This window comes from Paraburkholderia sp. Ac-20336, from assembly GCF_017105025.1.
Taxonomy (GTDB): Bacteria; Pseudomonadota; Gammaproteobacteria; order Burkholderiales; family Burkholderiaceae; genus Paraburkholderia.
Genome location: NZ_JAAGPS010000029.1, coordinates 1 through 25,026, shown reverse-complemented (window position 1 = coordinate 25,026; position 25,026 = coordinate 1). Strand labels below are relative to the sequence as shown.

General features: G+C 64.6%; 24 protein-coding genes and 1 tRNA gene. 12 read left to right on the top strand and 13 right to left on the bottom strand.

The annotated features are described in order from the left end of the window. The first annotated feature begins 26 nt into the window (after positions 1-26). The gene (locus GXB81_RS11875; RefSeq protein ID WP_167048709.1) at positions 27-896 is read left to right on the top strand and encodes an ATP-binding protein; all 870 of its coding nucleotides are present in this window, start codon (positions 27-29) and stop codon (positions 894-896) included. Beyond that, a complete protein-coding gene (locus GXB81_RS11870; RefSeq protein ID WP_167048711.1) occupies positions 893-1,327 on the top strand; it encodes an NUDIX domain-containing protein in 435 nt (144 codons plus the stop codon). Before GXB81_RS11875 ends, GXB81_RS11870 begins: the two co-directional genes overlap by 4 nt. A 144-nt stretch (positions 1,328-1,471) precedes the next feature. Here the strand turns inward: GXB81_RS11870 and yacG are convergent, their stop codons facing one another. From yacG to GXB81_RS11825, 9 genes are all read right to left on the bottom strand, one after another. Continuing rightward, positions 1,472-1,672, bottom strand: a complete 201-nt coding sequence (yacG, locus tag GXB81_RS11865; RefSeq protein ID WP_167048713.1) for a DNA gyrase inhibitor YacG — start codon at positions 1,670-1,672, stop codon at positions 1,472-1,474. A 122-nt stretch (positions 1,673-1,794) separates the two neighbouring features. After that, positions 1,795-2,550 (bottom strand): cell division protein ZapD, encoded by a 756-nt coding sequence (gene zapD / locus GXB81_RS11860; protein WP_205989207.1) that lies wholly within the window; start codon positions 2,548-2,550, stop codon positions 1,795-1,797. Positions 2,551-3,063: 513 nt separating this feature from the next. Further along, positions 3,064-3,666 carry a dephospho-CoA kinase gene (gene coaE / locus GXB81_RS11855; protein WP_205989206.1) on the bottom strand — a complete coding sequence of 201 codons (603 nt, stop codon included), beginning with the start codon at positions 3,664-3,666 and terminating at the stop codon, positions 3,064-3,066. 3 nt (positions 3,667-3,669) lie between these two features. Next, on the bottom strand, positions 3,670-4,611 hold the full coding sequence (locus tag GXB81_RS11850; protein WP_167284627.1) for an A24 family peptidase: 942 nt from the start codon (positions 4,609-4,611) through the stop codon (positions 3,670-3,672). A gap of 27 nt (positions 4,612-4,638) precedes the next feature. Further along, the gene (locus GXB81_RS11845) at positions 4,639-5,865 is read right to left on the bottom strand and encodes a type II secretion system F family protein (RefSeq protein ID WP_205989205.1); all 1,227 of its coding nucleotides are present in this window, start codon (positions 5,863-5,865) and stop codon (positions 4,639-4,641) included. Further along, positions 5,862-7,118: an ATPase, T2SS/T4P/T4SS family gene (locus GXB81_RS11840; RefSeq protein ID WP_205989204.1), complete on the bottom strand. Its 1,257-nt coding sequence runs from the start codon at positions 7,116-7,118 to the stop codon at positions 5,862-5,864. The genes GXB81_RS11845 and GXB81_RS11840 overlap by 4 nt, the downstream gene beginning before the upstream one ends. Before the next feature lie 147 nt (positions 7,119-7,265). Then, positions 7,266-8,561, bottom strand: coding sequence for an HlyC/CorC family transporter (locus GXB81_RS11835; protein WP_167048725.1), 1,296 nt, complete (start codon positions 8,559-8,561; stop codon positions 7,266-7,268). A 206-nt stretch (positions 8,562-8,767) separates the two neighbouring features. Continuing rightward, positions 8,768-8,844: transfer RNA gene (locus GXB81_RS11830), tRNA-Pro, on the bottom strand. A gap of 49 nt (positions 8,845-8,893) precedes the next feature. Continuing rightward, positions 8,894-9,886, bottom strand: a complete 993-nt coding sequence (locus tag GXB81_RS11825) for a polyprenyl synthetase family protein (protein ID WP_167048727.1) — start codon at positions 9,884-9,886, stop codon at positions 8,894-8,896. A gap of 282 nt (positions 9,887-10,168) precedes the next feature. Between GXB81_RS11825 and rplU the strand changes: the two genes are divergently transcribed. The 4 genes from rplU to proB all read left to right on the top strand — a co-directional run bounded on the left by rplU (position 10,169) and on the right by proB (position 13,295). Next, positions 10,169-10,480, top strand: a complete 312-nt coding sequence (gene rplU / locus GXB81_RS11820; RefSeq protein ID WP_007180329.1) for a 50S ribosomal protein L21 — start codon at positions 10,169-10,171, stop codon at positions 10,478-10,480. A gap of 25 nt (positions 10,481-10,505) precedes the next feature. After that, positions 10,506-10,766 carry a 50S ribosomal protein L27 gene (rpmA, locus tag GXB81_RS11815; protein ID WP_008923994.1) on the top strand — a complete coding sequence of 87 codons (261 nt, stop codon included), beginning with the start codon at positions 10,506-10,508 and terminating at the stop codon, positions 10,764-10,766. A 217-nt stretch (positions 10,767-10,983) separates the two neighbouring features. Then, positions 10,984-12,105 (top strand): Obg family GTPase CgtA, encoded by a 1,122-nt coding sequence (gene cgtA / locus GXB81_RS11810; RefSeq protein ID WP_167048729.1) that lies wholly within the window; start codon positions 10,984-10,986, stop codon positions 12,103-12,105. A gap of 71 nt (positions 12,106-12,176) precedes the next feature. Next, a complete protein-coding gene (gene proB / locus GXB81_RS11805; protein ID WP_167048731.1) occupies positions 12,177-13,295 on the top strand; it encodes a glutamate 5-kinase in 1,119 nt (372 codons plus the stop codon). A 142-nt stretch (positions 13,296-13,437) separates the two neighbouring features. On the opposite strand, the gene GXB81_RS11800 is transcribed toward proB, so the two are convergent. Both GXB81_RS11800 and GXB81_RS11795 read right to left on the bottom strand, forming a co-directional pair. Then, positions 13,438-13,995, bottom strand: coding sequence for a CNP1-like family protein (locus GXB81_RS11800; RefSeq protein ID WP_167048733.1), 558 nt, complete (start codon positions 13,993-13,995; stop codon positions 13,438-13,440). A gap of 76 nt (positions 13,996-14,071) precedes the next feature. Next, on the bottom strand, positions 14,072-14,818 hold the full coding sequence (locus GXB81_RS11795) for an RNA pyrophosphohydrolase (RefSeq protein ID WP_167048735.1): 747 nt from the start codon (positions 14,816-14,818) through the stop codon (positions 14,072-14,074). Positions 14,819-15,116: 298 nt separating this feature from the next. Between GXB81_RS11795 and GXB81_RS11790 the strand changes: the two genes are divergently transcribed. Then, complete coding sequence (locus tag GXB81_RS11790) at positions 15,117-16,853, top strand: proline--tRNA ligase (RefSeq protein ID WP_205989203.1); 1,737 nt, start codon at positions 15,117-15,119, stop codon at positions 16,851-16,853. A 38-nt stretch (positions 16,854-16,891) separates the two neighbouring features. Further along, positions 16,892-17,491: a MarC family protein gene (locus GXB81_RS11785; protein WP_167048739.1), complete on the top strand. Its 600-nt coding sequence runs from the start codon at positions 16,892-16,894 to the stop codon at positions 17,489-17,491. Between the two features lie 102 nt (positions 17,492-17,593). Here GXB81_RS11785 and GXB81_RS11780 read toward each other — a convergent pair whose 3' ends face one another. Together GXB81_RS11780 and ffh are read right to left on the bottom strand one after the other, a co-directional pair. Beyond that, positions 17,594-18,145, bottom strand: coding sequence for a hypoxanthine-guanine phosphoribosyltransferase (locus GXB81_RS11780; RefSeq protein ID WP_167048741.1), 552 nt, complete (start codon positions 18,143-18,145; stop codon positions 17,594-17,596). Between the two features lie 172 nt (positions 18,146-18,317). Continuing rightward, positions 18,318-19,685 carry a signal recognition particle protein gene (gene ffh / locus GXB81_RS11775; protein ID WP_167048743.1) on the bottom strand — a complete coding sequence of 456 codons (1,368 nt, stop codon included), beginning with the start codon at positions 19,683-19,685 and terminating at the stop codon, positions 18,318-18,320. 81 nt (positions 19,686-19,766) lie between these two features. Between ffh and ccsA the strand changes: the two genes are divergently transcribed. From ccsA to GXB81_RS11755, 4 genes are all read left to right on the top strand, one after another. Next, positions 19,767-20,702, top strand: coding sequence for a cytochrome c biogenesis protein CcsA (ccsA, locus tag GXB81_RS11770; RefSeq protein WP_167048754.1), 936 nt, complete (start codon positions 19,767-19,769; stop codon positions 20,700-20,702). Between the two features lie 10 nt (positions 20,703-20,712). Next, positions 20,713-21,030: a PP0621 family protein gene (locus GXB81_RS11765; protein WP_167048756.1), complete on the top strand. Its 318-nt coding sequence runs from the start codon at positions 20,713-20,715 to the stop codon at positions 21,028-21,030. Continuing rightward, positions 21,027-21,623: a 1,6-anhydro-N-acetylmuramyl-L-alanine amidase AmpD gene (gene ampD / locus GXB81_RS11760; RefSeq protein ID WP_167048758.1), complete on the top strand. Its 597-nt coding sequence runs from the start codon at positions 21,027-21,029 to the stop codon at positions 21,621-21,623. The genes GXB81_RS11765 and ampD overlap by 4 nt, the downstream gene beginning before the upstream one ends. Positions 21,624-22,156: 533 nt before the next feature. Then, a partial coding sequence (locus GXB81_RS11755; RefSeq protein ID WP_205989202.1) for a ribonucleoside-diphosphate reductase subunit alpha occupies positions 22,157-25,026 on the top strand: 2,870 nt, incomplete at its 3' end.

Here is a 25,026-nt window from a genome sequence, read left to right as displayed (position 1 = left end):
GCGCGGCCGCTGGCCGCCTACTTAACATGGACAAACTCGAACAGTTTCTGACCCGGGCCGAAGCCGTGCTCGGTCGCCTGGAAGCCATGCTTCCCCCCGCCGCGCCGGAAATCGACTGGTCGGCCGCCGTCGCGTTCCGCTGGCGCAAGCGCCAGGGGCGCGGCTACCTGCAACCGGTGCCCGCGATTTCGTCGATCACGCTCGACGACCTGCAGAACATCGATCGCCAGAAAGGGCTGATCGAACAGAACACGCGCCAGTTCGTGCGCCAGCAGCCGGCCAACAACGTGCTGCTGACGGGCGCGCGCGGCACCGGCAAGTCGTCGCTGATCAAGGCCTGCCTGAACGCGTACGCAAAAGACGGCCTGCGTCTGATCGAAGTGGACAAGGACGATCTGCACGATCTCGGCGACATCGTCGATCTGATCGCGAAGCGCCCGGAGCGCTTCATCGTGTTCTGCGACGACCTGTCGTTCGAAGAGGGCGAATCGGGCTACAAGGCGCTGAAGGTCGCGCTCGACGGCTCGGTCGCCGCACAGTCGGACAACGTGCTGATCTACGCGACCTCGAACCGCCGCCATCTGCTGCCCGAGTACATGAGCGACAACGAGACGTACAAGCACACGTCGGATGGCGAGATTCATCCGGGCGAACTGGTCGAAGAGAAGATTTCGCTGTCCGAGCGTTTCGGGCTGTGGGTCAGCTTCTATCCGTTCAAGCAGGACGACTATCTGACGATCATCGCGCACTGGCTGCGGCATTTCGGTTGCGACGACGCCGAAATCGAGGCGGCGCGCGGCGATGCGCTCGTGTGGGCACTCGAACGCGGATCGCGCTCGGGACGTGTCGCGTGGCAGTTCGCGCGCGACTGGTCCGGCCGTAAGACGCCGGCATGAGCGAGGCAAGCGGCAACACGGGCAAGAACGGCGCCGCCCGCCCGGTCACCGAAGTCGCGGTCGGCGTGCTGGTGCAGCCGGACGGGCGCTATCTGCTCGCGCAGCGTCCGGCGGGCAAGCCGTACGAGGGCTACTGGGAGTTTCCGGGCGGCAAGCTCGAACCGGGCGAATCGGTCGAGGCCGCGCTCGCGCGCGAACTGCACGAGGAGCTGGGCATCGAGGTCGAGGCGAGCCATCTGTGGCATACGCTCGAACACGATTATCCGCATGCCTATGTGCGGCTGTTCTTCTGCAAGGTGACGCAGTGGTCAGGCGAGCCGCATGGCCGCGAAGGCCAGGCGTTCGTGTGGCAGAGCTTGCCTGCCGAGGTCTCGCCGCTGCTGCCGGCGACCATTCCGGTGCTGGAGTGGCTGGCGGCCGAGAAGACGTAGTCGGCGGGTAGCACGTGTAGCAGATGAAACCACGCGGTGACGGGGGTTGTGCGAACAGCGCCGGGCCGCGTGGTTTTTTATCGTCTGTTTATCGCCTTTTATTGCCGGTCTTTCGATGGCCTTTTTTTAGTCTCGCGGCCGGGCTCAATGCGGGTTGTAATCGTCACGAGACGTTTCATCGGATGACGAGGCTTCCTGGTCGTTGCCGCCTATCTTGTATTTCTCGGCGGCCCATGCGCCGAGATCGATCTGCTTGCAGCGTTCGGAACAAAAAGGACGGAAGCGGTTTTCAGGGGTCCAGCGGACATCTTTGCCGCAAGTAGGACATTTGACGACGGTAGGCATACGGTCGGACAGTCAATCGCAAACGGAACAAGTAACGAATATAAGGCTATTTCGCGCCGTTTCAAAGGCGCGTTCCCTGAATCCGGATTGGGCTGTTTGGGTCTGTTAAGGACGGCGAGCGCTTACAGGCTGCAAAGCGTGAGCTGGAACGGCACGTCGACGTCGACCGCGCGCGGCCGCAGATCGCCGTCCTGCACCGTGAAGCGCACCCACAGCATGTACTTGTTGGCGCTCGCTTCGGGAATCACGCGCAATTCAGGTGCCACGCGCACCTGCATCAATTGATACGAGCGGCCCGAGAGCATCTGTTGATAGCTGCCCTGCATCGCCATCACCTTCGACGCCTGGCCCGATTCGCGCGCGAGCCGCAGCACGATGGTGGCCGCGTCGCGCAGCGGCAGCAGCGGCGTGACCCATTTGGCGATGTCCTGGCGACGCTGATCGGGATACAGCTGTTGCCACGCATAGTAGGACGGCAGATCGAATTTGCAGGTGCCGCCAGGAATGATGGCGCGGCTGCGAATGCTCGCGAGCCATTCGTTGTCTGCAAGATGCTGGCCGGTTTTGCCCTGCATCTGCGCGAGCCCTGCGAGCGTTTGCTCGATTTCGCCGAGCACCGCTTCCAGCGCGTTCTGTTCGATGCCGGGATTGCCGCGAAACGGCGCGAGCGTTTGCCGTTGCCGCTCGAGCTCCTTCATCAGATCGGACTTCAGATCTGCGCGACCCGCGACTTCGGAAATTTCGAACAACGTTGTCAGTGCGACGTGATGTTCCCTGGCGTCTTCCTGAGTCAGAAAGAACGTGAAGCGCTCGAACAGATCTTCGAGGCGCAACAGCGTTCTGATTCGCTCGTTGAAGGGGTACTCGTAAAGGATCAAGCGGGCTCGCCTCGGGCGTGGTCGGTGACAGGAATGCAAAACATTCTAATGCCGTGGGACTACCCAAGCAATCACGCACTTTTTCAGCGCGCTTTCGCAACTTTTTTCGTGACTTCACGATGGTTCAGAGCGTTTCGGCTGCTGGGGGCGCGCAAAGTTCAATGCGCGGGTGGCGGTTCGTGTGGGAACCTGGGCTGATGGTGCCTCGTGCCGCGGTTGAGTCATGCCGGTGGCGGGTTTTTGCCTCGGGCGTGCTCGTGCATGAGGCGTGCCGCGGACACGCTTGTGTCATGTTGCGCTCGCGTTGCGCTTCGAGATTCGCGTGGCGCTTCATCGGGACGCATGCATGCGATCGATCCGCGTACGGATCGATCGCGGCCAGGTGCGGCACACGCCTATGCAACGCATGTGTGCGATCCGGGTGCGTCACGTATCGCGGTATTGCGTGTGTGCGCAGGTCAGCGCACGCGGCGGCTTCGGTTTGGCCGGCCCTCTCGCTCGTTCACCCGTTACTCACCCATTCGCGAGCAACAGGTACGCGCGATGCCGTACATCCACCTGAGCTTCGAGCGCTTCGAGCGGCGCATTGTCGTTGTCGATGACGTCGTCGGCGGCGGCTAAGCGCGCTTCGCGCGTGGCCTGGCGCGCGATGATCACGAGGATCTGTTCGCGGCTGAAGCCGTTGCGCTTCATCACGCGCGCGATCTGCGTCTCGACGCTGCAATCGACGGTCAGCACCCGATTCGCCCGGTTCTTCCACGTACCGGATTCGACCAGCAACGGCACCACGACGATCACGTACGGCCCTTGCGCCTCGCGTTGCTCGCGCTCGGTTTCCGCGCGAATCAGCGGATGCGTGATGCTTTCGAGACGCTTGCGCGCCGCTTCGTCGCTGAACACGAGCGAGCGCATGCGCGCGCGATCGAGCGAGCCGTCCGGCGCGACGAACTCCGTGCCGAATTCGGCGGCAATGAGCGGCATCGCGACGCCATGCGGCGCGGTGATGCGATGCGCGATCACGTCGGTGTCGACGAGCGGCACGCCGCGCGCGGCAAACAGATTAGCCACCGTCGATTTGCCGCTGCCAATGCCGCCAGTCAGTCCCACAACGAACATGCTTCAGCCTCCCAGAGCCAGATAGAGCGGCGTGCCGACAAATAGCGTGAGCGCACCGCCCGCGGCGAGAAACGGCCCAAACGGCAGCGGCTCCTCGAAGCGCATGCGGCCGCGCCACGTGGCCGCGAGTCCGACCACCGCACCGGCGATCGCCGCGATCAGCACGATTTGCGGCAGGGCAGCCCAGCCGAGCCAGGCGCCGAGGGCGGCTAGCAGCTTGAAATCGCCGTAGCCCATGCCTTCGACGCCACGTACGAGACGGAACACCCAATGCACGGCCCATAGCGCGAGATACCCGAAGATCGCGCCGAGCACCGCGTCGTGCAGGTTCGTGAACATACCGTTGAAATTGACGATGATGCCGGCCCACAGCAGCGGCAGCGTCATCGAGTCGGGCAACAGGTGCGTGTCGATGTCGATCGCGCTCATCGCCAGCAGCGTCGCGCACAGGCCGAACGCGGCGAGCGCCATCATGGTCGGGCCGAACACCGCGAGCACGCTCGCGGCGCAGGCGGCGCTCGCAATTTCGAGCAGCGGATAGCGCAGGCTCACATGCGTGCCGCACGCGGAGCAACGCCCGCGCAACATGAGATAGCTCAGGACCGGCAGGTTTTCCCACGCGCTCAGAACGTGACCGCAATGCGGGCATGCGCTGCGCGGCACCCACAGGTTATAGCGCGCGGGCAGGCCGTCGTCGGCTTGCGGCGTCTCGGTGGCCTCGTTGATTTCCTCGCGCCAGGCGCGTTCGAGCATGATGGGCAGCCGGTGCACGACTACGTTCAGAAAGCTGCCGATCACGAGGCCGAACACGATCGCGAACGCGATCTGCACGCCCGCGGGCAGACTGGCGATCGCGAGCCCGACATCGCTTGCGAAGCGGCCTGGCAGTAAGCCCGCGAGCAGGCTGGAAGAGGTTTCTTGCACGAGCGGAAGAGGAGCCTGCATGGAGTTGGAATGGATTCGGCTGCGATGCTACACCACGTTGCCGAGTTGAATAATGGGAAGATACATCGCAATCACGAGGCCGCCGACCAGCGCGCCGAGCACGACGATCACGAGCGGTTCGCACAGGCTCGACAGCGTGCCGATCTTTTCGTCCACCTGGCGATCGGCGAGCGAGGCGACGTCGAGCAGCATCGTGTCGAGCGCCCCCGATTCCTCGGCGACCGCAACGGGCTGCACGACCTCGGACGGGAAGCATTGCGCGGCGCGCATCGCCGCGGCGAGCCGTTCGCCGCGCCGCAATCTCACCGCGATGCCCGCCGTGGCGCGATCGAAAAAGGCATTGCCGGTTGCGTGCGTGAGCGAGTCGAAGGCATCGGCGAGCGGTGTGCCGGCGGACAGCAGCGTGCCGAGCGCGCGGCTCCAGCGCGCCGCGCACAGCGTGCGTAGCAGCGGGCCGGCTACCGGCAGGTTGAGCGAGGCGCGCGCAAAACGGATGCGGGCGCTGGCCGACCGCCGCAACACGAACGTCATGGCCGAGCTCAGCGCGGCCAGCAGCGCAAACGCCGGCACGCTCCAGCGCGCCGCGCCGGCTGACAGCGCTAGCACGAACTGTGTCGGCGCGGGCAACTGCGCGCCGAAACCGTCGAAAATCTGCTTGAAGGTCGGCACGACCCACACCAGCAACGCAGCCGTAATCGCCATGGCGAGCAGCAGGATCGCGACCGGGTAGGTCAGCGCCGCGCGTACTTTCGCGCGTTGCGCGGCGGCGCGTTCGCGGTCGTCGGCGAGACGGGCGAGCACCGTGGCGAGTGCGCCCGCGGCTTCGCCGACTTCGACGAGCTGGCAGTACAGCGCGTTGAACTGCGCGGGGTGCCGCTGCAATGCCGCCGAAAAGCGCAGGCCGGCGGTGATGTCGCGCGCGACGGCGGCGATGATGCGCGGCATGCCTTGCCGGCGCGACGCGGGTGCTTGCGCGAGCAGTTCGAGCGCGGGTGCGAGTGGCAGACCGGCGCGCAACAGGCTCGCGAGTTGCCGCGTGAACAGCGTGACGTCGGCGGCGCGGGTTTGGGGGCGTGGCGCCGGCCCTTGCATCGCGAGTTCCACGATGAACAGGTTGTCGCGTTTGAGCATGGCCCGTGCGGCGCTCGCGTCCGGCGCGATCAGCGAGCCGCTTTGACGCGCGCCGTCGGCGTCGAGGCCGCGCCATTTGAAGCGCTGGTCGGCAGCGGGGCGAAGGAGCGGAACGGTGCTCATGCGACTTCGGTGGCGGCGAGCGCTTCGGCGAGACTCGTGGTGCCGTCGCGTACGCGCGCGAGCGCGGCGTCGCGCAACGTCGCGACCTGTTCGGTCTGCGCGAGCCGGGCCAGCTCGTGGACGCCCGCGCTGGCGACGATCAGTTCGCGCATGGCGTCGGAGACCGGCATCACCTGGTGAATGCCGACGCGTCCCCGGTAGCCGATGCCGTGGCAGGCCGCGCAGCCGACTGCCGCATAAGGCTGCCAGCCATCGAGCCGGTGGGCGGCGAACCCGGCTGCCTCGAGCGCCGCCGCCGAATGCGGCGCTGGCTTGCGGCACGCGGCGCACAGGCGCCGCACGAGCCGTTGCGCCGTCACCATCCGCAGCGCGGCCGCGAGGTTGTAGGGCTCGACGCCGATGTCGATGAGCCGCGCGATCGCCGCGGGGGCATCGTTCGTATGCAAGGTGGACAGCACGAGGTGGCCGGTTTGCGCGGCCTTGACCGCGACGTCGGCGGTCTCGTTGTCTCGGATTTCGCCGACCATGATGACGTCCGGGTCCTGACGCAGAAACGCGCGCAGTGCGACTGCGAAAGTCAGCCCGGCTTTCTCGCGCACACTGACCTGATTGATGCCGGCGAGCTGGATCTCCGCCGGGTCCTCGACCGAGCAGAGATTGCGCGCCTCGCCGTTCAGCAGATTCAGAAAGCAGTACAGCGACAGGGTTTTGCCGCTGCCGGTCGGTCCGGTGACGAGCACAAGACCGTGCGGCGCGCGAATCGCAGCGTCGACGGTTTGACGCTGTTGCGGATCGAGGCCGAGCGAATCGAGCGAAAGATCGGCGGGCAGTGCGTCGAGCCGGCGCAGCACGAGCTTTTCGCCGAACAGAGTGGGCAGCGAGTTGACGCGATAGTCCTCGATGCGCTGCGGCGTGCTGGCGATGCGCAGGCGACCGTCCTGCGGCACGCGCCGTTCGGCGATGTCGAGCCGCGCGAGTACTTTCACGCGCGTGACGAATGCATCGCGCAGATGAGCGGGCGGCCGCGGGATTTCATGCAGCACGCCGTCGATCCGCAAGCGTATGCGCCAGCCGTGCTCGGCCGGCTCGATGTGAATATCCGACGCATTGCGCCGCGTCGCTTCCCGCAGCGTGTCGGTCAGGAGACGCACGGCCGGGGCGTTGTCGGGATCGGCGAGACTGGCTGCGCCAGTTTCGCCGTTGAAGGGCAGGGCGCGTGGCGCGGCCGCCGCGGCTGCAAAGGAGTTGGGCATGAGAGACCGGCGATGAGCCGCCTGTAGAACGTGACGGCTTCATCTTCCGGCAGTGAGGACGGCGGCGCCATTCAGCCATTCGGCTAATGGCGCGCTGAACGGCCGTGTGCGATGCTGATCGCGAATCGGCGATTGCCAGCCAGGGCGTCAGTTGGGGCGCGCTTTGGCGGCTTTGCGCGACGGCGGTTTGAACAGCTTGACGGTGCGAATCGCCTGATCGTCGCTGCGCATGACTTCGAGCTTGATCTCGCCGATCTGCACGCAGACGTCGCCATCGGGAATGTCTTCGAGAATTTCGAGAATCAGGCCGTTGAGCGTTTTCGGGCCGTCGGTGGGCAGCGTGAGGTGCAGCCAGCGGTTCAGCTCGCGCAGCGGCATGCTGCCCGCGACGATGCATTCGCCATCCTCGTTCCAGCCGCCGCGCGAACTGGCGCCGCGCGGAATCGAGGTGGTGAATTCGCCGATCAGCTCCTCGATGATGTCTTCCGGCGTGACGAGCCCTTGCAGTTCGCCGTATTCGTCGACGACGAGCGCGGTGCGCTGGCGGCTCTCCTGGAAATATTGGAGCTGCTGGAACACCGGCGTGCCGCTCGGCACGAAATACGGCTCGGTCAGCAGTTCGCGCAGGGTGTCGCGCCCGAGTTCCTGGTTGTGCAGGGCCGCGAGCGTTTTGCGTACGTGCAGCACGCCGAGCACACGGTCGATGTCGCCCTGGTAGACGATCAGCTTGTTGTGATAGCAGGTTTCGAGTTGATGCAGGATCTGCTCGAACGGCGCGTCGAAGTCGAGCGCCTCGATGCGGCGGCGCGGGATCATTACGTCGTCCACGGAGATGTTTTCGAGGTCGAACAGATTCAGCAGGATGCTGCGGTGCTTGGTCGGCATGAAGCTGCCGGACTCGAGCACGATGGTGCGCAATTCTTCGGTGGAGAGCCGCTGGTCGCGCGCGCTTTTCGTGTTGATGTGCAGCACGCGCAGGATGCCGTTCGCGAACAGGTTGACGAACCAGATGAGCGGTTTCGCGGCGCGCATCAGCGGCGCGATGAGCAGGCTCGCGGGTAGCGCGATCTTCTCGGGAAAGGTTGCGCCGACGATTTTCGGCGTGATCTCCGCGAACACGATGATCAGAAACGCGACGAGCCCGGTCGCGATCGACAGGATGAGGTTGTTGCGGCCGAACGTGTGCAGCGCGAGCGAGGTCGTGAGCACCGGGATGATCGTATTGAACAGGTTGTTGCCGATCAGGATGACGCTCAGCAGTTGATCGGTACGCGCGAGCAGGCCCTGGGTCGTTTTCGCGCCGAGCGTGTTCTGGTTGGCAAGGTGCTTCAGACGATGGCGGTTGAGCGCCATCATCGCTGTCTCGGAAATGGAAAAGAAGGCGGAGCAGACGAGCAGCAGAAGGACGGCGCCAATCTGCGCCCATAAGGGAAGTTGTTCCACGCGTCGTGAAAAATAAGGGAAAGGATGGAGAGAATATAGCAGAGGGGGCTATGCGGCCCGCCACTGGGGTTGGCGCCGATATGGACGATGTGGTGGCTGTGTGTCGCCGGTGTAGCAACGGCTGCGGGTAAAAAACGACGTGCAAAACAAAAAACCGCCGAGCAATGCTGCGGCGGTTTTTGAACCTTGAACGAACAAGGAGAATCTGGTCGGGGTGAGAGGATTCGAACCTCCGGCCTCTACGTCCCGAACGTAGCGCTCTACCAGGCTAAGCTACACCCCGATTAGGTACTGCTGACTCGATTCAGACTAATCCGGCGTTTCAGTCTCGTTCAAGACTGCCTTGCCGTCGAGTAAGAACATAATTCTAGCAGGCTCTCTTTAAAAATGGAATGGGGGAATGAAGAAATTGCCGTCGCGGCTGCCTGGGCTTCCTGTTTCGCGCATTCGAGCGTGTGATCGAGCGCGCCGGAGCGCGTGATCGCCTCGAAAATCGTTTCGAAACGGTCGGTGCCGCCCTGCTCGATCGCTTCGCGCGCGAGTGCCGACTGCTCCGGCGTGCCGCGTTCGATCAGATAGATGAGCGGCAGCGTCGGTTTGCCTTCGCGCAGATCGTCGCCGGCGTTCTTGCCCATCGATTCGGCCGTGCCCGTGTAGTCGAGCCAGTCGTCCATGATCTGGAACGCCGTGCCGATGCGCCGGCCGAATTCCGCCGCGGCCGCTTCGATTTTCGCGTCCGCGCCGGCCAGCACCGCGCCCAGCTGCGCGGCCGCTTCGAACAGCTTGGCGGTCTTGTAGCGGATCACCTGCATGTAGCGGGCTTCGTCGACGTCCGCGTCGTGCATGTTCAGCAATTGCAGCACTTCGCCCTCGGAGATGATGTTGGTCGCCTCCGACAGAATCTCCATGACCCGCATCTTGCCGACGCCGACCATCATCTGGAACGAGCGCGAGTAGAGAAAATCGCCGACCAGCACGCTCGCGGCGTTGCCGAACAGCGCGTTGGCGGTCTGACGGCCGCGCCGCAGGTCCGATTCGTCGACCACGTCGTCGTGCAGCAAGGTGGCCGTGTGGATGAATTCGACGACCGCCGCCAGTTCGTGCCGGTGCCCCGTCGTGTCGCCGAGCGCGCCCGCCACGAGCAGCAGCAGCGCGGGCCGCAGCCGTTTGCCGCCGGCGCCGATGATGTACTCGGAAATCTGGTTGATCAGCATCACGTCGGACGCAAGACGTTGCCGGATGACGCGATTCACCTGCTGCATGTCTTCGGCGACCGGAGCAAGCAGGCTGGCGACGTTGGGGGAAGGGGTGGCAGTCGACGACATGATGGCTGAATTGGGTAGTGCCGCGAATTATAAGGCGATCGGGGCGCTTCCGGGTCGTCGGCTGCGGCGCGGGCGCTTTGCCGCGTCGGCAGCGCCGCATGCCGGGGCTGCGTGGGAGGTGCCGGGTGCCGCTCGCCCCGTCGCGAAAGTAAGGCCGGAAGGCGGCGGAAAGACTCTTAAACGGTTTTGGAAACAGGTTTTGACCGAGCAGCTAACTCCATGTATAATCGAGAGTTTCCGCGCGCGGTGCGTGGGAAAAATGAACAAAGAGTGAGGTTCTCAATGTACGCGGTCATAAAAACCGGTGGCAAGCAGTACAAGGTTGCCGTCGGCGAAAAACTTAAAGTAGAACAGATACCGGCAGACATTGACGCTGAAATCACGCTCGACCAGGTTCTCGCAGTGGGCGAAGGCGAATCGATTAAGTTCGGTACGCCGCTGGTCAGTGGGGCTTCCGTCAAGGCTACCGTCGTGTCGCAAGGTCGTCACGCAAAAGTGACCATCTTCAAGATGCGTCGCCGGAAGCACTACCAGAAGCATGGCGGCCACCGCCAGAACTATACCGAACTGCGCATCGACGCGATCAACGCGTAAGCGCACCGGTTAAGGAGCAGATCAAATGGCACACAAAAAGGCAGGCGGATCGTCCCGGAACGGCCGCGACTCCGAATCGAAGCGCCTCGGCGTGAAGGTTTACGGCGGCCAGGCTATCAACGCTGGCGGCATCATCGTGCGTCAGCGCGGCACGCGCATGCACGCTGGTGAAAACGTCGGCATGGGCAAGGATCACACCCTGTTCGCGCTGAAGGACGGCCACGTTCAGTTCTCGACGAAGGGCGCGGCGAAGAAGCACACCGTTTCCGTCGTCCCGGCAGCCTGAGTTTAATCAGGCACGGGCTTCAGGACCGGAAAAAGGCCCCGCGAAGTTCGCGGGGCCTTTTTTATTGCGGCGCCTTCTGCGCGCGGCATCGATCGCTGGCTGGCTGTGCCTATGCCGTTCGGTCGATTGATCAACGCGCAACGCGCGCGGCAAAATAGCAGCATCCAATCAGGCAGTACACCCTGCATCTGGCAGCACATACGGGACGGAGTTACGCATGAAGTTCATTGACGAAGCGAGGATTGAAGTCATCGCCGGCGACGGAGGGGATGGCAGCGCGTCGATGCGCCGCGAGAAATTCGTTCCGTTCGGCGGTCCGGATGGCGGCGACGGCGGCCGGGGCGGCAGCGTGATCGCGGTCGCGGACCGCAACATCAACACGCTGATCGACTACCGCTACGCGAAAAAACATCTGGCTCGCAACGGCGAAAACGGTCGCGGTTCGGACTGCTACGGCAAGGGCGGCGACGACATCACGCTGCGCATGCCGGTCGGCACCACGATCACCGACATGGAAACCGGCGAGTTGATCGCCGATCTGACCGAGCACAATCAGAGCGTGCAAATTGCGCAGGGCGGTGCGGGCGGTCTCGGCAATCTGCATTTCAAATCCAGCACGAACCGCGCGCCGCGTCAGAAGACCGACGGCAAGCCGGGCGAGCGCCGCATGGTGCGCCTCGAACTGAAAGTGCTGGCCGATGTTGGCCTGCTTGGCATGCCGAACGCCGGCAAGTCGACGTTTATCTCGTCGGTGTCGAACGCGAAGCCGAAAATCGCCGATTACCCGTTCACGACGCTCGCGCCGAATCTCGGCGTGGTGCGCGTCGGGCCGAGCCGCAGCTTCGTGATCGCCGACATTCCCGGTTTGATCGAAGGCGCGGCCGAAGGCGCGGGTCTCGGCCACCAGTTCCTGCGCCACCTGCAGCGCACTGGCCTGCTGCTGCACATCGTCGACATTGCACCGTTCGACGAGTCGATCGATCCGGTCGTGGAAGCGAAGGCGATCGTCAACGAACTGCGCAAGTACGACGATCAGCTCTATCAGAAGCCGCGTTGGCTCGTTCTGAACAAGCTCGACATGGTGCCCGAAGACGAGCGCGAAGCGCGCGTGTCGGCGTTCCTCGAAGGTTTTGGCTGGGATGGTCCGGTGTTCGAGATTTCGGCGCTGACCGGCCAGGGCTGTGAGAATCTCTGCTACGCGGTGTTCGACTACCTCGCCGAACATTCCGATGCGCAGCGCGCGGCCGAAGCCGAAGACCTTGCTTCCGACGTGCGTTTCCGCGAAGGATCGGGAGTCCAGGCCGCGGTTGGCGAGTCCGGCAGCCACCCGCAGGAATAAAAACTCCAGCGCCGGCGCCAGCAGGCGGGCTGCCGGCATGTATCACGCGTCATCTTGGGAGACAGCGCACGATGCGTTCGGTCATCGCGGATTCACGGCGATTGGTAGTGAAGGTCGGCTCGAGCCTCGTCACGAACGACGGGCGCGGCCTCGATCATACGGCGATCGGCCGCTGGGCCGCGCAGATTGCGGCGCTGCGCGCGCAAGGCAAGGAGGTGGTGCTGGTCAGCTCGGGCGCCATCGCCGAGGGCATGCAGCGGCTCGGCTGGACCAAACGGCCGCGTGAAATCGATGAGTTGCAGGCGGCCGCGGCCGTCGGGCAGATGGGGCTTGCGCAGGTGTACGAAAGCCGCTTCGCCGAGCACTCGATCCAGACCGCGCAGATTCTGCTGACGCACGCCGACCTCGCCGACCGCGAGCGTTACCTGAATGCGCGCTCCACGTTGCTCACGCTGCTACGCCTCGGCGTCGTGCCGATCATCAACGAAAACGACACGGTCGTAACCGACGAAATCAAGTTCGGCGACAACGACACGCTCGGCGCGCTGGTCGCCAATCTGATCGAAGGCGACGCGCTCGTCATTCTCACGGATCAGCAAGGCCTTTTCACGGCCGATCCGCGCAAGGAGCCGAGTGCCACGCTCGTTCAGCAGGCCGACGCCGGCGCGCCGGAGCTCGAAGCGATGGCGGGCGGCGCAGGTTCGAGCCTCGGCCGCGGCGGCATGCTGACCAAGATTCTTGCTGCCAAGCGCGCGGCGCATAGCGGCGCCAATACGGTGATCGCGAGCGGACGCGAGGTGGACGTGCTGTCGCGGCTTGCGTCGGGCGAAGCGATCGGCACGCAGCTCATCGCCCGCACCGCGCGGATGGCGGCGCGCAAGCAGTGGATGGCCGATCACCTGCAGGTGCGCGGCCACGTCGTGATCGACGACGGCGCGGTGGAAAAGCTGACCGCAGGCGGCAAGAGCCTGTTGCCGATCGGCATCGTTGGTGTGCAGGGGGCGTTTGCGCGCGGCGAGGTGATTGCGTGCGTGAGCGCGTCGGGGCGCGAGGTGGCGCGCGGTTTGACGAACTACAGCAGCGCCGAAACCAGGCTGATCCAGCGGCGCCCCAGCGGCGAAATCGAGTCGGTGCTCGGCTATATGCTGGAGCCCGAGTTGATCCACCGCGACAACCTCGTGTTGCTCTGATTCGTCCCGCGACGCGAACCCGAACAAGGTTCGTAGAAAGCCAAAGCCCACAAAAAAGCCGCTCCAGCCTGAACTGGAACGGCTTTTTCCGTCTTTGGCGCAACGCACCGGGAGGAACCCGGAGCGCGCCCGCGAACGCAACTCAGTGAATCTGCGACGTTTGCGTGCGCTTGTAGCGAATGTTCTCGACGATGTGCTGCGCGCTGCCAGTCGGAATCTTGTTCGCGCACATGTAGTCCTGGTACAGCGCCGCCTGGTACGCGTTCAGCGCGCCATTCTCGATGCGCGAAAACTGGTTGGCGACATCCTTGTCCCAGCCGTCGTGATCGGCATTCAGGCCCGCATACTGGCGCCACTCGTACGTGTCGCAGCGGATACCTTCGTAGTTCACGTTGCGCGCGCCGCTCGGGCTCGTGACGACCACCGTGTAACGCACGACGCCGTCGTCGCCGACGCTGACCGATTTCGCGTCGATTGCGAATTGCAGCGGCGTATTGCCGGACACCTCGAACGGCAGCAGATTCGCCTCCGTCGGCAGAGGTGGCAGCGTGTCTACCTTGTTTTCAACCCAGTTGCCCTTGCGGTCCAGCAGATAGACGAACGCGCTGTCGTCTTTATTGGTCGGTTTGCCGGCGCTCGAACAGCCTGCCAGCAGGGCGCCGGTGGCGACGCACGCCGCGGCGAGAGCAAATGCTTTCAATCTGATTCCCTCGAAAGACGGACGCGGCCCGAAAGCCGCGCCAGAGAGAGGCGGCATCGACAGCCGCCCGGAATTGTTAACCGCGCATGCCCGGCCGGACCAGCGGGCCGGCGCTTTCGTCGGCGGATTCCTCGTCATGCCGCGCTTCGCTGTTCGCTTGTACGGCTTCGGCGTCATCTCCGCAATCCTGCATGACCACAACGTGAGTCGTGGTCGCGATGCTCACCGAACTCACGACAGTGACCGAAGTCACCGTACTGACCGTGGAATCCGGAGGACTCTGCATCGACGAGGTCACCCGGGGATAGCGCGACCCATGGTGCCCGCCAGGTTTTTCCGCACGCGGCACAGGCCGGCGCATGAAACGGGATAGCTCCGTCAGCGCCAACTGATACACATCCCGCTTGAACTCGATCACACAGTCGAGCGGCACCCAGTACTCGTTCCAACGCCAGGCATCGAACTCCGGGTGGTCGGTGGCGCGCAAGCAGATATCGCAGTCGCGTCCCACCATCCGGAGCAAGAACCAGATTTGCTTCTGGCCGCGGTAATGACCGCGTACTTCACGCTTGATGAACTTGTCAGGCACCTCATAACGCAACCAGTCGCGCGTGCGACCGATCACCTTGACGTGCTCAGGAAGCAGTCCGGTTTCTTCGTGTAACTCCCGATACATCGCTTGCACGGGGGTCTCACCATATTTGATGCCCCCTTGCGGAAACTGCCAGGAATGTTCACGGAGCCGTTTGCCCCAAAACACCTCGTTGTGCGCGTTCAAGAGGATGATGCCGACGTTCGGGCGAAAGCCTTCACGATCCAGCATACAACCACCTTCGAATCCTTTAAAATTGCTTTGATTATAAACAGATAACGGACCCTACGCACCGAATCGCATAAGAATGGAACGATTCGCCGCAATGGGCCCGTGTTTGCGGTAGCCTGTCGGTTTCCCGTGCCATGTCCCTTGTGCGAAGGCTGCGCGCGGCGGTTGCGGCGCCGTGCGGGGCTGGGTGCCGCCGGTCGGGCGAACGGTGCTCCCGGCGGCGGATCTGTATCGATTTCCCCAACGTTTTCACCTTTTCGGGCGGTCCCTCCGGAGCCGCCGCTTTTGGACAATCTGAATGAAAGCCTCCCGTTTCTTTATCGGCACGCTCAAGGAAGCTCCTGCCGACGCCGAGATCGTCAGCCACAAGCTCATGGTGCGCGCCGGCATGATCCGCCGCGTCGCTGGCGGTATCTACAATTACCTGCCGGTCGGGCTGCGTTCGATCCGCAAGGTGGAAGCCATCGTGCGCGAGGAAATGAACCGGGCGGGCGCCATCGAACTCCTGATGCCGGCGGTGCAGCCGGCCGAGCTGTGGCAGGAATCGGGCCGCTGGGAGAAGTACGGCCCCGAGCTGCTGCGCTTCAAGGACCGCAAGCAGGCCGACTTCGTGATGGGGCCGACGCACGAGGAAGTCGTGACCGACATCGCGCGCAACCAGATCAAGAGCTACCGTCAGTTGCCGGTCAACTTCTATCAGGTCCAGACGAAGTTCCGCGATGAAATCCGTCCGCGTTTCGGCGTGATGCGCGGCCGCGAGTTCATCATGAAAGACGCGTACTCGTTCGACAAGGACATCGAAGGTTTGCGCGAGTCGTATCGCAAGATGTACGACGCGTACGTGCGCATCTTTACGCGCCTCGGGCTCGAGTTCCGCGCGGTCGCGGCGGACAACGGCTCGATCGGCGGCAGCGGCTCGCACGAATTCCACGTGATCGCCGACACCGGCGAGGACGCCATCGCTTATTGCCCGACTTCCGACTTCGCCGCGAACGTCGAAGCGGCCGAAGCGCTGCCACTCATCGCGCAGCGCGCGGCGCCCGCCGAGGACATGAAGAAGACCGCCACGCCGGGCAAGGCGAAGTGCGAGGCCGTCGCCGAACTGCTGAACATCCCGCTCGAGCGCACGATCAAGTCGATCATTCTCGCCACCGAAAACGAAGGCGCCGAGCCGACCATCTGGCTGCTGATGCTGCGCGGCGACCACGACCTGAACGAGATCAAGGCCGCCAAGCTGCCCGGTCTCGCCGACTTCCGCATGGCGACCGAAGCCGAGATCGTCGAAACGTTCGGCACGCCGCCGGGTTATCTCGGTCCGATCAACACGAAGAAGCCGGTCAAGGTGATCGCGGACCGCACCGTCGCGAACATGAGCGACTTCGTGGTCGGCTCGAACGAGGTCGACTATCACACCACCGGCGTGAACTGGGGCCGCGATCTGCCGGAGCCGGTCGTCGCCGATATTCGCAACGTGAAGAAGGGCGATCCGTCGCCGGACGGCAAGGGCGTGCTCGACATCTGCCGCGGCATCGAAGTGGGCCACGTGTTCCAGCTCGGCACCAAGTATTCGGAAGCGATGAACGCGACCTGCCTCGACGAAACCGGCAAGCCGCGGCCGATGGAAATGGGCTGCTACGGCGTCGGCATCACGCGTATTCTCGGCGCGGCGATCGAACAGAATTTCGACGACAAGGGCATCATCTGGCCGGAGTCGATCGCGCCGTTCGAAGTCGTGCTGTGCCCGATGGGCTATGACCGCAGCGACGCGGTGCGCGAGCAGGCCGACAAGCTGTACGCGGAACTCGTCGCGGCCGGCATCGACGTGATCCTCGACGATCGCGGCGAGCGTCCGGGCGTCATGTTCGCCGACTGGGAGCTGATCGGCGTGCCGCATCGTCTCGTGATCGGCGACCGTGGCCTGAAGGACGGCAAGCTCGAATACCAGGGCCGCCGCGATGCCGAAGCGACGCTGCTGCCGGTCGAGAGCGCGGCGCAGACCGTGATCGACAAAGTGCGCGCGGCACTCGCGCATTAAGCGAGTGAGCTGAGCGGGCGTACCAGGCGGAGCGAGCGGTGGAGTACACCTTTCTGTCGGCGACCGTGCTGCTGATCCTGATTACCGATCCGCTCGGCAACATCCCGATCTTCGTCAGCTGTCTGCAGGGCGTGGCGCCCGAGCGCCGCACGGTCGTGATCCTGCGCGAGGTCGCGATCGCGTTTGCAATCCTGCTGGTGTTCATGGTGCTCGGGCAGGGCTTTCTGCGCATGATGAGCCTCAGCGACCTGTCGTTGCGGATCGGCGGCGGGATCGTGCTGTTCCTGATCGCGCTGCGCATGGTGTTTCCGCATCCGGACGGCCCGTTCGGCGGGGACGCGCGCGGCGGCGAGCCGCTCATCGTGCCGCTCGCGATTCCGGCGCTGGCCGGTCCGTCGGCACTGGCGACGGTGATGCTGCTGACCTCGCAGGCGCCGGGCAAGACGTTCGAGTGGATCGGCGCGCTGACCGTTACGATGATCGTCTGCGCGATCGTGCTGATGCTCGCCGAGCGCATCCAGGCCTGGCTCGGCGAACGCGTGATGGCGGCGTTCGAGCGACTGATGGGGCTCGTGCTCGTGGCGATCTCGGTCGAGATGATGCTCGGCGGGATTCGCTCTTTCGTGCACCAGCTATGACGCGGGAGTCGGTAGGCCACCTGTCGCCGATGCAGCCATAAAAAAAGCAGCCAACACAGGCTGCTTTTTTTACGCCGGAGCGCCGAGGCGCCAGTGCGCGACTTACGCCCCCTCGGTCAACGCCCGGATGGTCGGCAGGTTGCGCCAGTACCCCTTCGCATCCATCCCGCAGCCGAACACGTAGCGGTCCGGCACCTCGAAGCCGCAGTAGTCGGGGCGCAGCGGCTTCGCCTTCGGAATGATCTTCTCGCACAGCACCGCCGACAGGAAGCGCTTCGCGCCCATCGCGAGGATGCGGTCGCGGATCGCGGCCATCGTCTCGCCTTCGTCGAGGATGTCGTCGAGCACGAGCACGACGCGATCCTTGACCGACTCGGCCGGCGCGACGCGCCACTGCATTTCGTCGCTGCCTTTCGTCGTATTGCGGTAGCGCGTGAGGTGGATGTAGTCGAACTCGAGCGGGAAATCGAGATGCGGCAGCAGCATGCCGGTGAACACCGCGGCACCGCCCATCACCGACAGCACGAGCGGGAAGTCCTCGCTCATCTCGTTGCGGATGGCGGTTGCCATGCCGGCGATCGATGCGTTGACGTCCGAGGCCGAAACGATCTCTTCGGAGTGTTGAAAAATATGGAGGGCTTCTTCGCGGTTCATGACGTCTAACGGGCGGTAACTGTATACATAGAGTGAGTGGGAACATCCCGTGGGACGTTCCGGTCGGGGACGGCGCCGTGCGCTAGAGAATATAAACCCGCGCGAACCCGGCGTCAGCCGCACGATGCCACGGCGTTTGCGCGCGTGGCGTGCGCGACCGTCCCCATCAAGCTTAGCGCATGCCGGGCAGCATGCCTTTCATGCCGCGCATCATCTTCTGCAGATTGCCGCCCTTGAGCTTCTTCATCATCGTGCGCATCTGCTCGTACTGGTTCAGCATGCGGTTGACTTCCTGCACCTGCACGCCCGCGCCCGCGGCGATGCGGCGCTTGCGCGTCGCCTTGATCAGCTCGGGCTTGGCGCGCTCGGCCGGCGTCATCGAGTTGATGATGCCTTCCATGCGGCGCATCTGCTTCTCGGCCTGGCTCATGTCGGCGCCGGCCGCGGCCTGCTGGAACTGCGCGGGCAGCTTGTCCATCAGCGACGACAGGCCGCCCATGCCTTTCATTTGCGTGAGCTGCGCGCGGAAGTCGTTGAGGTCGAAGTCGCCGCCTTTCTTGACCTTGTCGGCGAGCTTCTGCGCGGCCTGCACGTCGACGCCGCGCTGCGCTTCCTCGACGAGCGCGAGGATGTCGCCCATGCCGAGAATCCGGCTTGCCATGCGGTCCGGGTGGAACACTTCGAGGCCGTCGAGCTTTTCGGCCACGCCGACGAACTTGACCGGCTTGCCCGTCACGTGACGCACCGACAGCGCCGCGCCCCCGCGCGAATCGCCGTCAAGCTTGGTGAGCACGACGCCGGTGAGCGGCAGCGCGTCGCTGAACGCCTTCGCGGTATTGACCGCGTCCTGGCCGAGCATCGCGTCGACGACGAACAGCGTTTCGGCCGGCTTCAGTTCGGCGTGCAGCGCGGCGATTTCGTTCATCATCGCTTCGTCGATACCGAGACGGCCGGCCGTGTCGACGAGCAGCACGTCGTGGTAATGGCGCCTGGCCCAGTCCACCGCGGCGCGCGCGATATCGACCGGCTTCTGGTCGGGCTCGGACGGGAAGAAGTCCGCGCCGACCTGCTCGGTCACCGTTTTCAGCTGGGCGATAGCGGCGGGCCGATAGACGTCGCACGAAACCGTCAGCACCTTCTTCTTGTACTTCTCGCGCAAGAGCTTGGCGAGCTTGCCGACCGTGGTCGTCTTGCCGGCACCTTGCAGACCCGCCATCAGGATGATCGCGGGCGGCGTGACGGCGAGGTTGAGCTCGGCGGCCTTGCCTTCGTAGTCGCCGCCGATCACCGCGGTCAGCTCGCGCTGCACGACGCCGACGAGCGCCTGGCCCGGCGACAGGCTGGCGATCACTTCCTCGCCAAGCGCCTTCTCCTTGACCTTGGCGATGAACTCGCGCACGACGGGCAGCGCCACGTCGGCCTCGAGCAGTGCGAGACGCACTTCGCGCAGCATTTCCTGGGTGTTCGCCTCGGTGAGCCGGGCTTCGCCGCGCAGCGTCTTGACGACGCGCGCCATCCGTTGAGTCAGATTGTCGAGCATGGGGAGCGATGAACGGTGGGGCCCGCGCAGCGCGCGAAGCGCAAGACGTCGCGGAGCAGGGCCCTAGTGTAAACTTCGAATATGGATATTGTACTGTATGCCCTCACCGCGCTTCTCTACGGCGGCCTCGCCGTGGCCGGCTGGCGCTCGCACCGGCACGCGGCCGCGCGCCCGCTGCTCGAGAGCGTGCCGCCGTTGTCCCCGCCGTTGCCTGTCAATGCCGCCGGCACGGGCGCTTCGGTCGCCACCGGTATGAGCGTGCCCGGGCGCGCGCTCCTGTGCGTCGCGCTGCTCGCTCACGGCGTGCTGCTGCATACCACGATCTTCCCGCAGAACGCGATGGTGTTCGGCTTCGCGTTCGCGCTGTCGGCGATGTTCTGGCTCGGCGCCGGCATCTACTGGATCGAGAGTTTCTTCTTCCCGCTCGACGGCTTGCGGCTGCTCGTGTTGCCGCTCGCCTGCGTCGCGTCGCTGCTGCCGCTCGCGTTCGGCGGGGTGCGCGTGCTGCCGTATGCGGCCGCGCCGATGTTCAAGCTGCACTTCCTGATCGCGAACATCGCCTACGGTCTGTTCGCGATCGCGGCACTGCACGCGATCCTGATGCTCGCGGTCGAGCGGCGTCTGCATGCGATGCGCGGCGGTCTCGCGCAACGGCACGCGGCGGCCGGCAACGGCTGGTGGTCGAGCTGGCTCGACACGCTGCCGCCGCTGCTTACGCTCGAAAAGCTGCTGTTCCGTCTGATCGGCGCCGGCTTCGTGCTGCTCACGCTGACGCTCGTCTCGGGCATCCTGTTCAGCGAGCAACTGATCGACCGCGCGTTGCGGCTCGATCACAAGACCGTGTTCGCGATTCTCTCGTGGGTGATGTTCGGCGCGCTGCTGACCGCGCGCAAGGTATCCGGCTGGCGCGGCCGTGCGGCATTGCGCTGGGTGCTGGCCTCGTTCGTCGCGCTGTTGCTCGCGTACGTCGGCAGCCGTTTTGTTTTCGAGGTGCTGTTGCACCGGCCTGTAGTGTGAGCGTGTCACCATGCGACAAATCTTTTTGCTGATCCTGCTGTTCATCGTCGGTCAATGGCTCGTGAAGGCGCTGCGCCGTCACGACGCGCAAACCGCGCAACGCACGGGCGCCGGCGCGAATGGTGCGAACAGCGGTGCCAACGCCGCGAATAACGGCGCAGGTTCGTCCAACGGGCAGCCGCAGCTTGCCGAGCCGATGATCCGCTGCGTCGAGTGCGGCGTGCATGCGCCGCAGAGCGACTCGGTGAGCGTGGCGGGGCAGACCTTCTGCTGCGCCGCGCACGCGCAGCGTCACGGCGCGCGTCCGAGCGGCCGCGACGCCCGATGAGCGTCGCGTTCGCCGTCGATGCCGACGGTTGGGTTTCCGCCGCGCGCAAGCTGCCCTCGCCGAATTTCGAAGCGCGGCCGCAAGGTGCCGTGCCGACGCTGATCGTCGTCCACAACATCAGCCTGCCGCCGAACGAGTTCGGCGGCACCGCGATCGCCGAGCTGTTCCAGAACACGCTCGACTGCGATGCGCATCCGTACTACGACACGCATCTGCGCGGCGTGCGCGTGTCCGCGCATTTCGTGATTCATCGCGACGGCGCGCTCGAACAGTTCGTGTCGTGCAACGAGCGCGCGTGGCACGCGGGGCCGTCGAATTTTTTCGACCGCGAGCGCTGCAATGATTTCTCGATCGGCATCGAGCTCGAAGGCAGCGACACCACCGCCTTCGAAGCGGCGCAATACCGCACGCTCGCCGCGCTCGTGAGCGCTTTGAAGGCACGCTATCCGATCGACGCGCTCGCCGGTCACTCCGACATCGCGCCCGGCCGCAAGACCGATCCCGGTCCGCATTTCGAGTGGCCGCGACTGCAGCGCGACACCTCGCTCGACGCTCGGTATTTCCCCTATCTCAAGTTTTCCGCGGGCCGGTAAACGGCCTTCCGCGATCCTTCGCGCAATCTCGTGTAAAGCGCGCGGAACAAGGCGCCGCCTCGTTCCGCACGCGATGCCTTTTGCGCGCGCGAGCAGAAAAGTCAAGACTTCGAAAGCAAATAAAACGGTTTGACCTGTCTCGAATCTCCACTATACTTGGTGCCACAAACCCGGTTTCGCACTATATCTTGTGTTGGCTGTGCATAACCATGTGAATAACCGGGTGTATAAGTCTGCGGCGCCCCGCTCTTCGAGCATGGCGCCGCAAGCATTCCAGGCAGCGAAAAATTCCTGGGGCGCGGCGGGTAAGGGGATCTCCGGCCGCATCCAGACGCATTCAGGAAAGGACCAGCCAGTGATCGCGACATGCTCGATGACGACCGACATCAAATCGAACCAGGCCTCATCGCAGTCGCATCCCGCCAACCGGCGTAGCCGGCCTTCCTGTATCTCATCGCACGCGCTCGCGGCGGCGCGGCGTTCGATTTAATCCGCGGCACTCGCCGCAATTTCCAGGACCAGGAGCTTTGCACATGCAAACCACCGACAACGCGACGACCCGCTACGAGGGCTCACCGGCTGGCCAGGCCTTCGGCCAGGCACAGAGCGCGCAGGCGCTCGCGCCGCACACCAGCTACGCCGACTACAAGGTGATCCGCCGCAACGGCAGCGTGGTGGCGTTCGAGCCGTCGAAAATCGCGATCGCCGTGACGAAGGCGTTCCTCGCCGTCAACGGCGGTCAGGGCGCGGCGTCGGCGCGGGTGCGCGAACTGGTCGAGCAATTGACGCAGAGCGTGGTGCGCGCGCTCGTGCGCAGCCGCCCGAACGGCGGCACGTTCCATATCGAAGACATTCAGGATCAGGTCGAACTCGCGCTGATGCGCGGCGGCGAACACAACGTCGCGCGTGCCTACGTGCTGTACCGCGAGAAGCGCAACCAGGCGCGCGTGCACGACGAGCAGGCCGGCGCGGGCAGCACGCCGGGCCTGAACGTGACCGACAACGGCGTCACGCGTCCGCTCGACATGGCGGCGCTGCGCGGCATCATCGAGTCGGCGTGCGCGAATCTCGGCGAGGCGGTGAGCGCCGAGCCGATCGTCGCGGAAACGGTGAAGAACCTGTACGACGGCGTGCCGATGAGCCAGGTGTACGACTCGGCCATCCTCGCCGCGCGCACGATGATCGAAAAGGACCCGGCCTACAGCCAGGTCACCGCGCGCATCCTGCTGCACACGATCCGCCGCGAGATCCTCGAAGAAGAAGTGACGCAAGCCGAAATGGGCGAGCGCTACGCCGAGTACTTCCCGCAGTTCATCAAGCGCGGCGTGCAGGCGGAACTGCTCGACGACAAGCTGCTGCAGTTCGACCTGAAGCGTCTCGGCGCCGCGCTCGACGCGAATCGCGACCTGCAGTTCGGCTACCTCGGTCTGCAGACGCTGTATGACCGCTACTTCCTGCATCACGACAACGTGCGCATCGAGATGCCGCAGGCATTCTTTATGCGTGTGTCGATGGGCCTCGCGCTCAACGAGATCGACCGCGAAGCGCGCGCGATCGAGTTCTACAACGTGCTGTCGAGCTTCGACTTCATGAGCTCGACGCCGACGCTGTTCAACTCGGGCACGCGCCGCTCGCAACTGTCGTCGTGCTACCTGACCACGGTCGACGACGACCTCGACGGCATCTACGAAGCGCTCAAGGAAAACGCGCTGCTCTCGAAGTTCGCGGGCGGCCTCGGCAACGACTGGACGCGCGTGCGTGCGCTCGGCTCGCACATCAAGGGCACCAACGGCAAGTCGCAAGGTGTCGTGCCGTTCCTGAAGGTCGTCAACGACACGGCGGTCGCCGTGAACCAGGGCGGCAAGCGCAAGGGCGCGGTGTGCGCGTACCTCGAATCGTGGCACCTCGACATCGAGGAATTCCTCGAGCTGCGCAAGAACACCGGCGACGACCGTCGCCGCACGCACGACATGAACACCGCGAACTGGATTCCCGACCTGTTCATGAAGCGCGTGATGGAAGGCGGCGACTGGACGCTGTTCTCGCCGTCCACCTGCCCGGACCTGCACGACAAGTTCGGCGCCGATTTCGAAGCGGCTTACACGGCTTACGAAGACAAGGTCGCGCGCGGCGAGATCAAGCTGTTCAAGAAGATTCCGGCGGCGCAGCTGTGGCGCAAGATGCTCGGCATGCTGTTCGAAACCGGCCATCCGTGGATCACGTTCAAGGATCCGTGCAACGTGCGCTCGCCGCAGCAGCACGTCGGCGTCGTTCACTCGTCGAACCTGTGCACGGAAATCACGCTGAACACGAGCGATGCCGAAATCGCCGTCTGCAACCTCGGCTCGGTGAACCTCGTCGCGCACCTGAAGGAGCAGGCCGACGGCACGCTCGCGCTCGACCACGACAAGCTGAAGCGCACGGTCAGCGTCGCGATGCGCATGCTCGACAACGTGATCGACATCAACTACTACGCGGTCGCCAAGGCGCGTAACTCGAACCTCAAGCATCGCCCGGTCGGCATGGGCATCATGGGCTTCCAGGACTGCCTGCACGTGCTGCGCACGCCGTACGCGTCGCAGGAAGCGGTCGAGTTCGCCGATCGCTCGATGGAAGCGGTCTGCTACTACGCGTACTACGCGTCGACCGAGCTCGCCGAAGAGCGCGGCCGCTATTCGAGCTACCGCGGTTCGCTGTGGGATCGCGGCATCCTTCCGCAAGACTCGGTGAAGCTGCTCGAGCAGGCGCGCGGCGGCTACGTCGAAGTCGATGCGAGCGAGTCGATGGACTGGGCGGCGCTGCGCTCGCGCATCGCGACCTACGGCATGCGCAACTCGAACTGCGTGGCGATCGCGCCGACCGCGACGATCTCGAACATCATCGGCGTGTCGGCATGTATCGAGCCGACGTACCAGAACCTCTACGTGAAGTCGAATCTGTCTGGCGAATTCACCGTGGTCAACGACTACCTCGTGCGTGACCTGAAGGCGCGCGGCCTGTGGGACGAAGTGATGGTCGCCGACCTCAAGTACTTCGACGGCACGCTCTCGCGCATCGACCGCATCCCGGCCGACCTGCGCGCGATCTACGCGACCGCGTTCGAAGTCGATCCGGTGTGGCTCGTCGAGGCGGCGTCGCGTCGTCAGAAGTGGATCGACCAGGCGCAGTCGCTGAACATCTATATGGCGGGCGCATCGGGCAAGAAGCTCGACGAGATCTACAAGCTCGCCTGGGTGCGCGGTCTGAAGACGACCTACTACCTGCGCACGATGGCGGCGACGCACGTCGAGAAGTCGACGGTTGCGCACGGCGCGCTGAACGCGGTGAGCTCGGGTCACGAAGGCTCGGGCGGCGCAGGCGGCGCGGCGGGCGGTGCAGCCGGCGGCTTCGGCGTGAGCGGCGG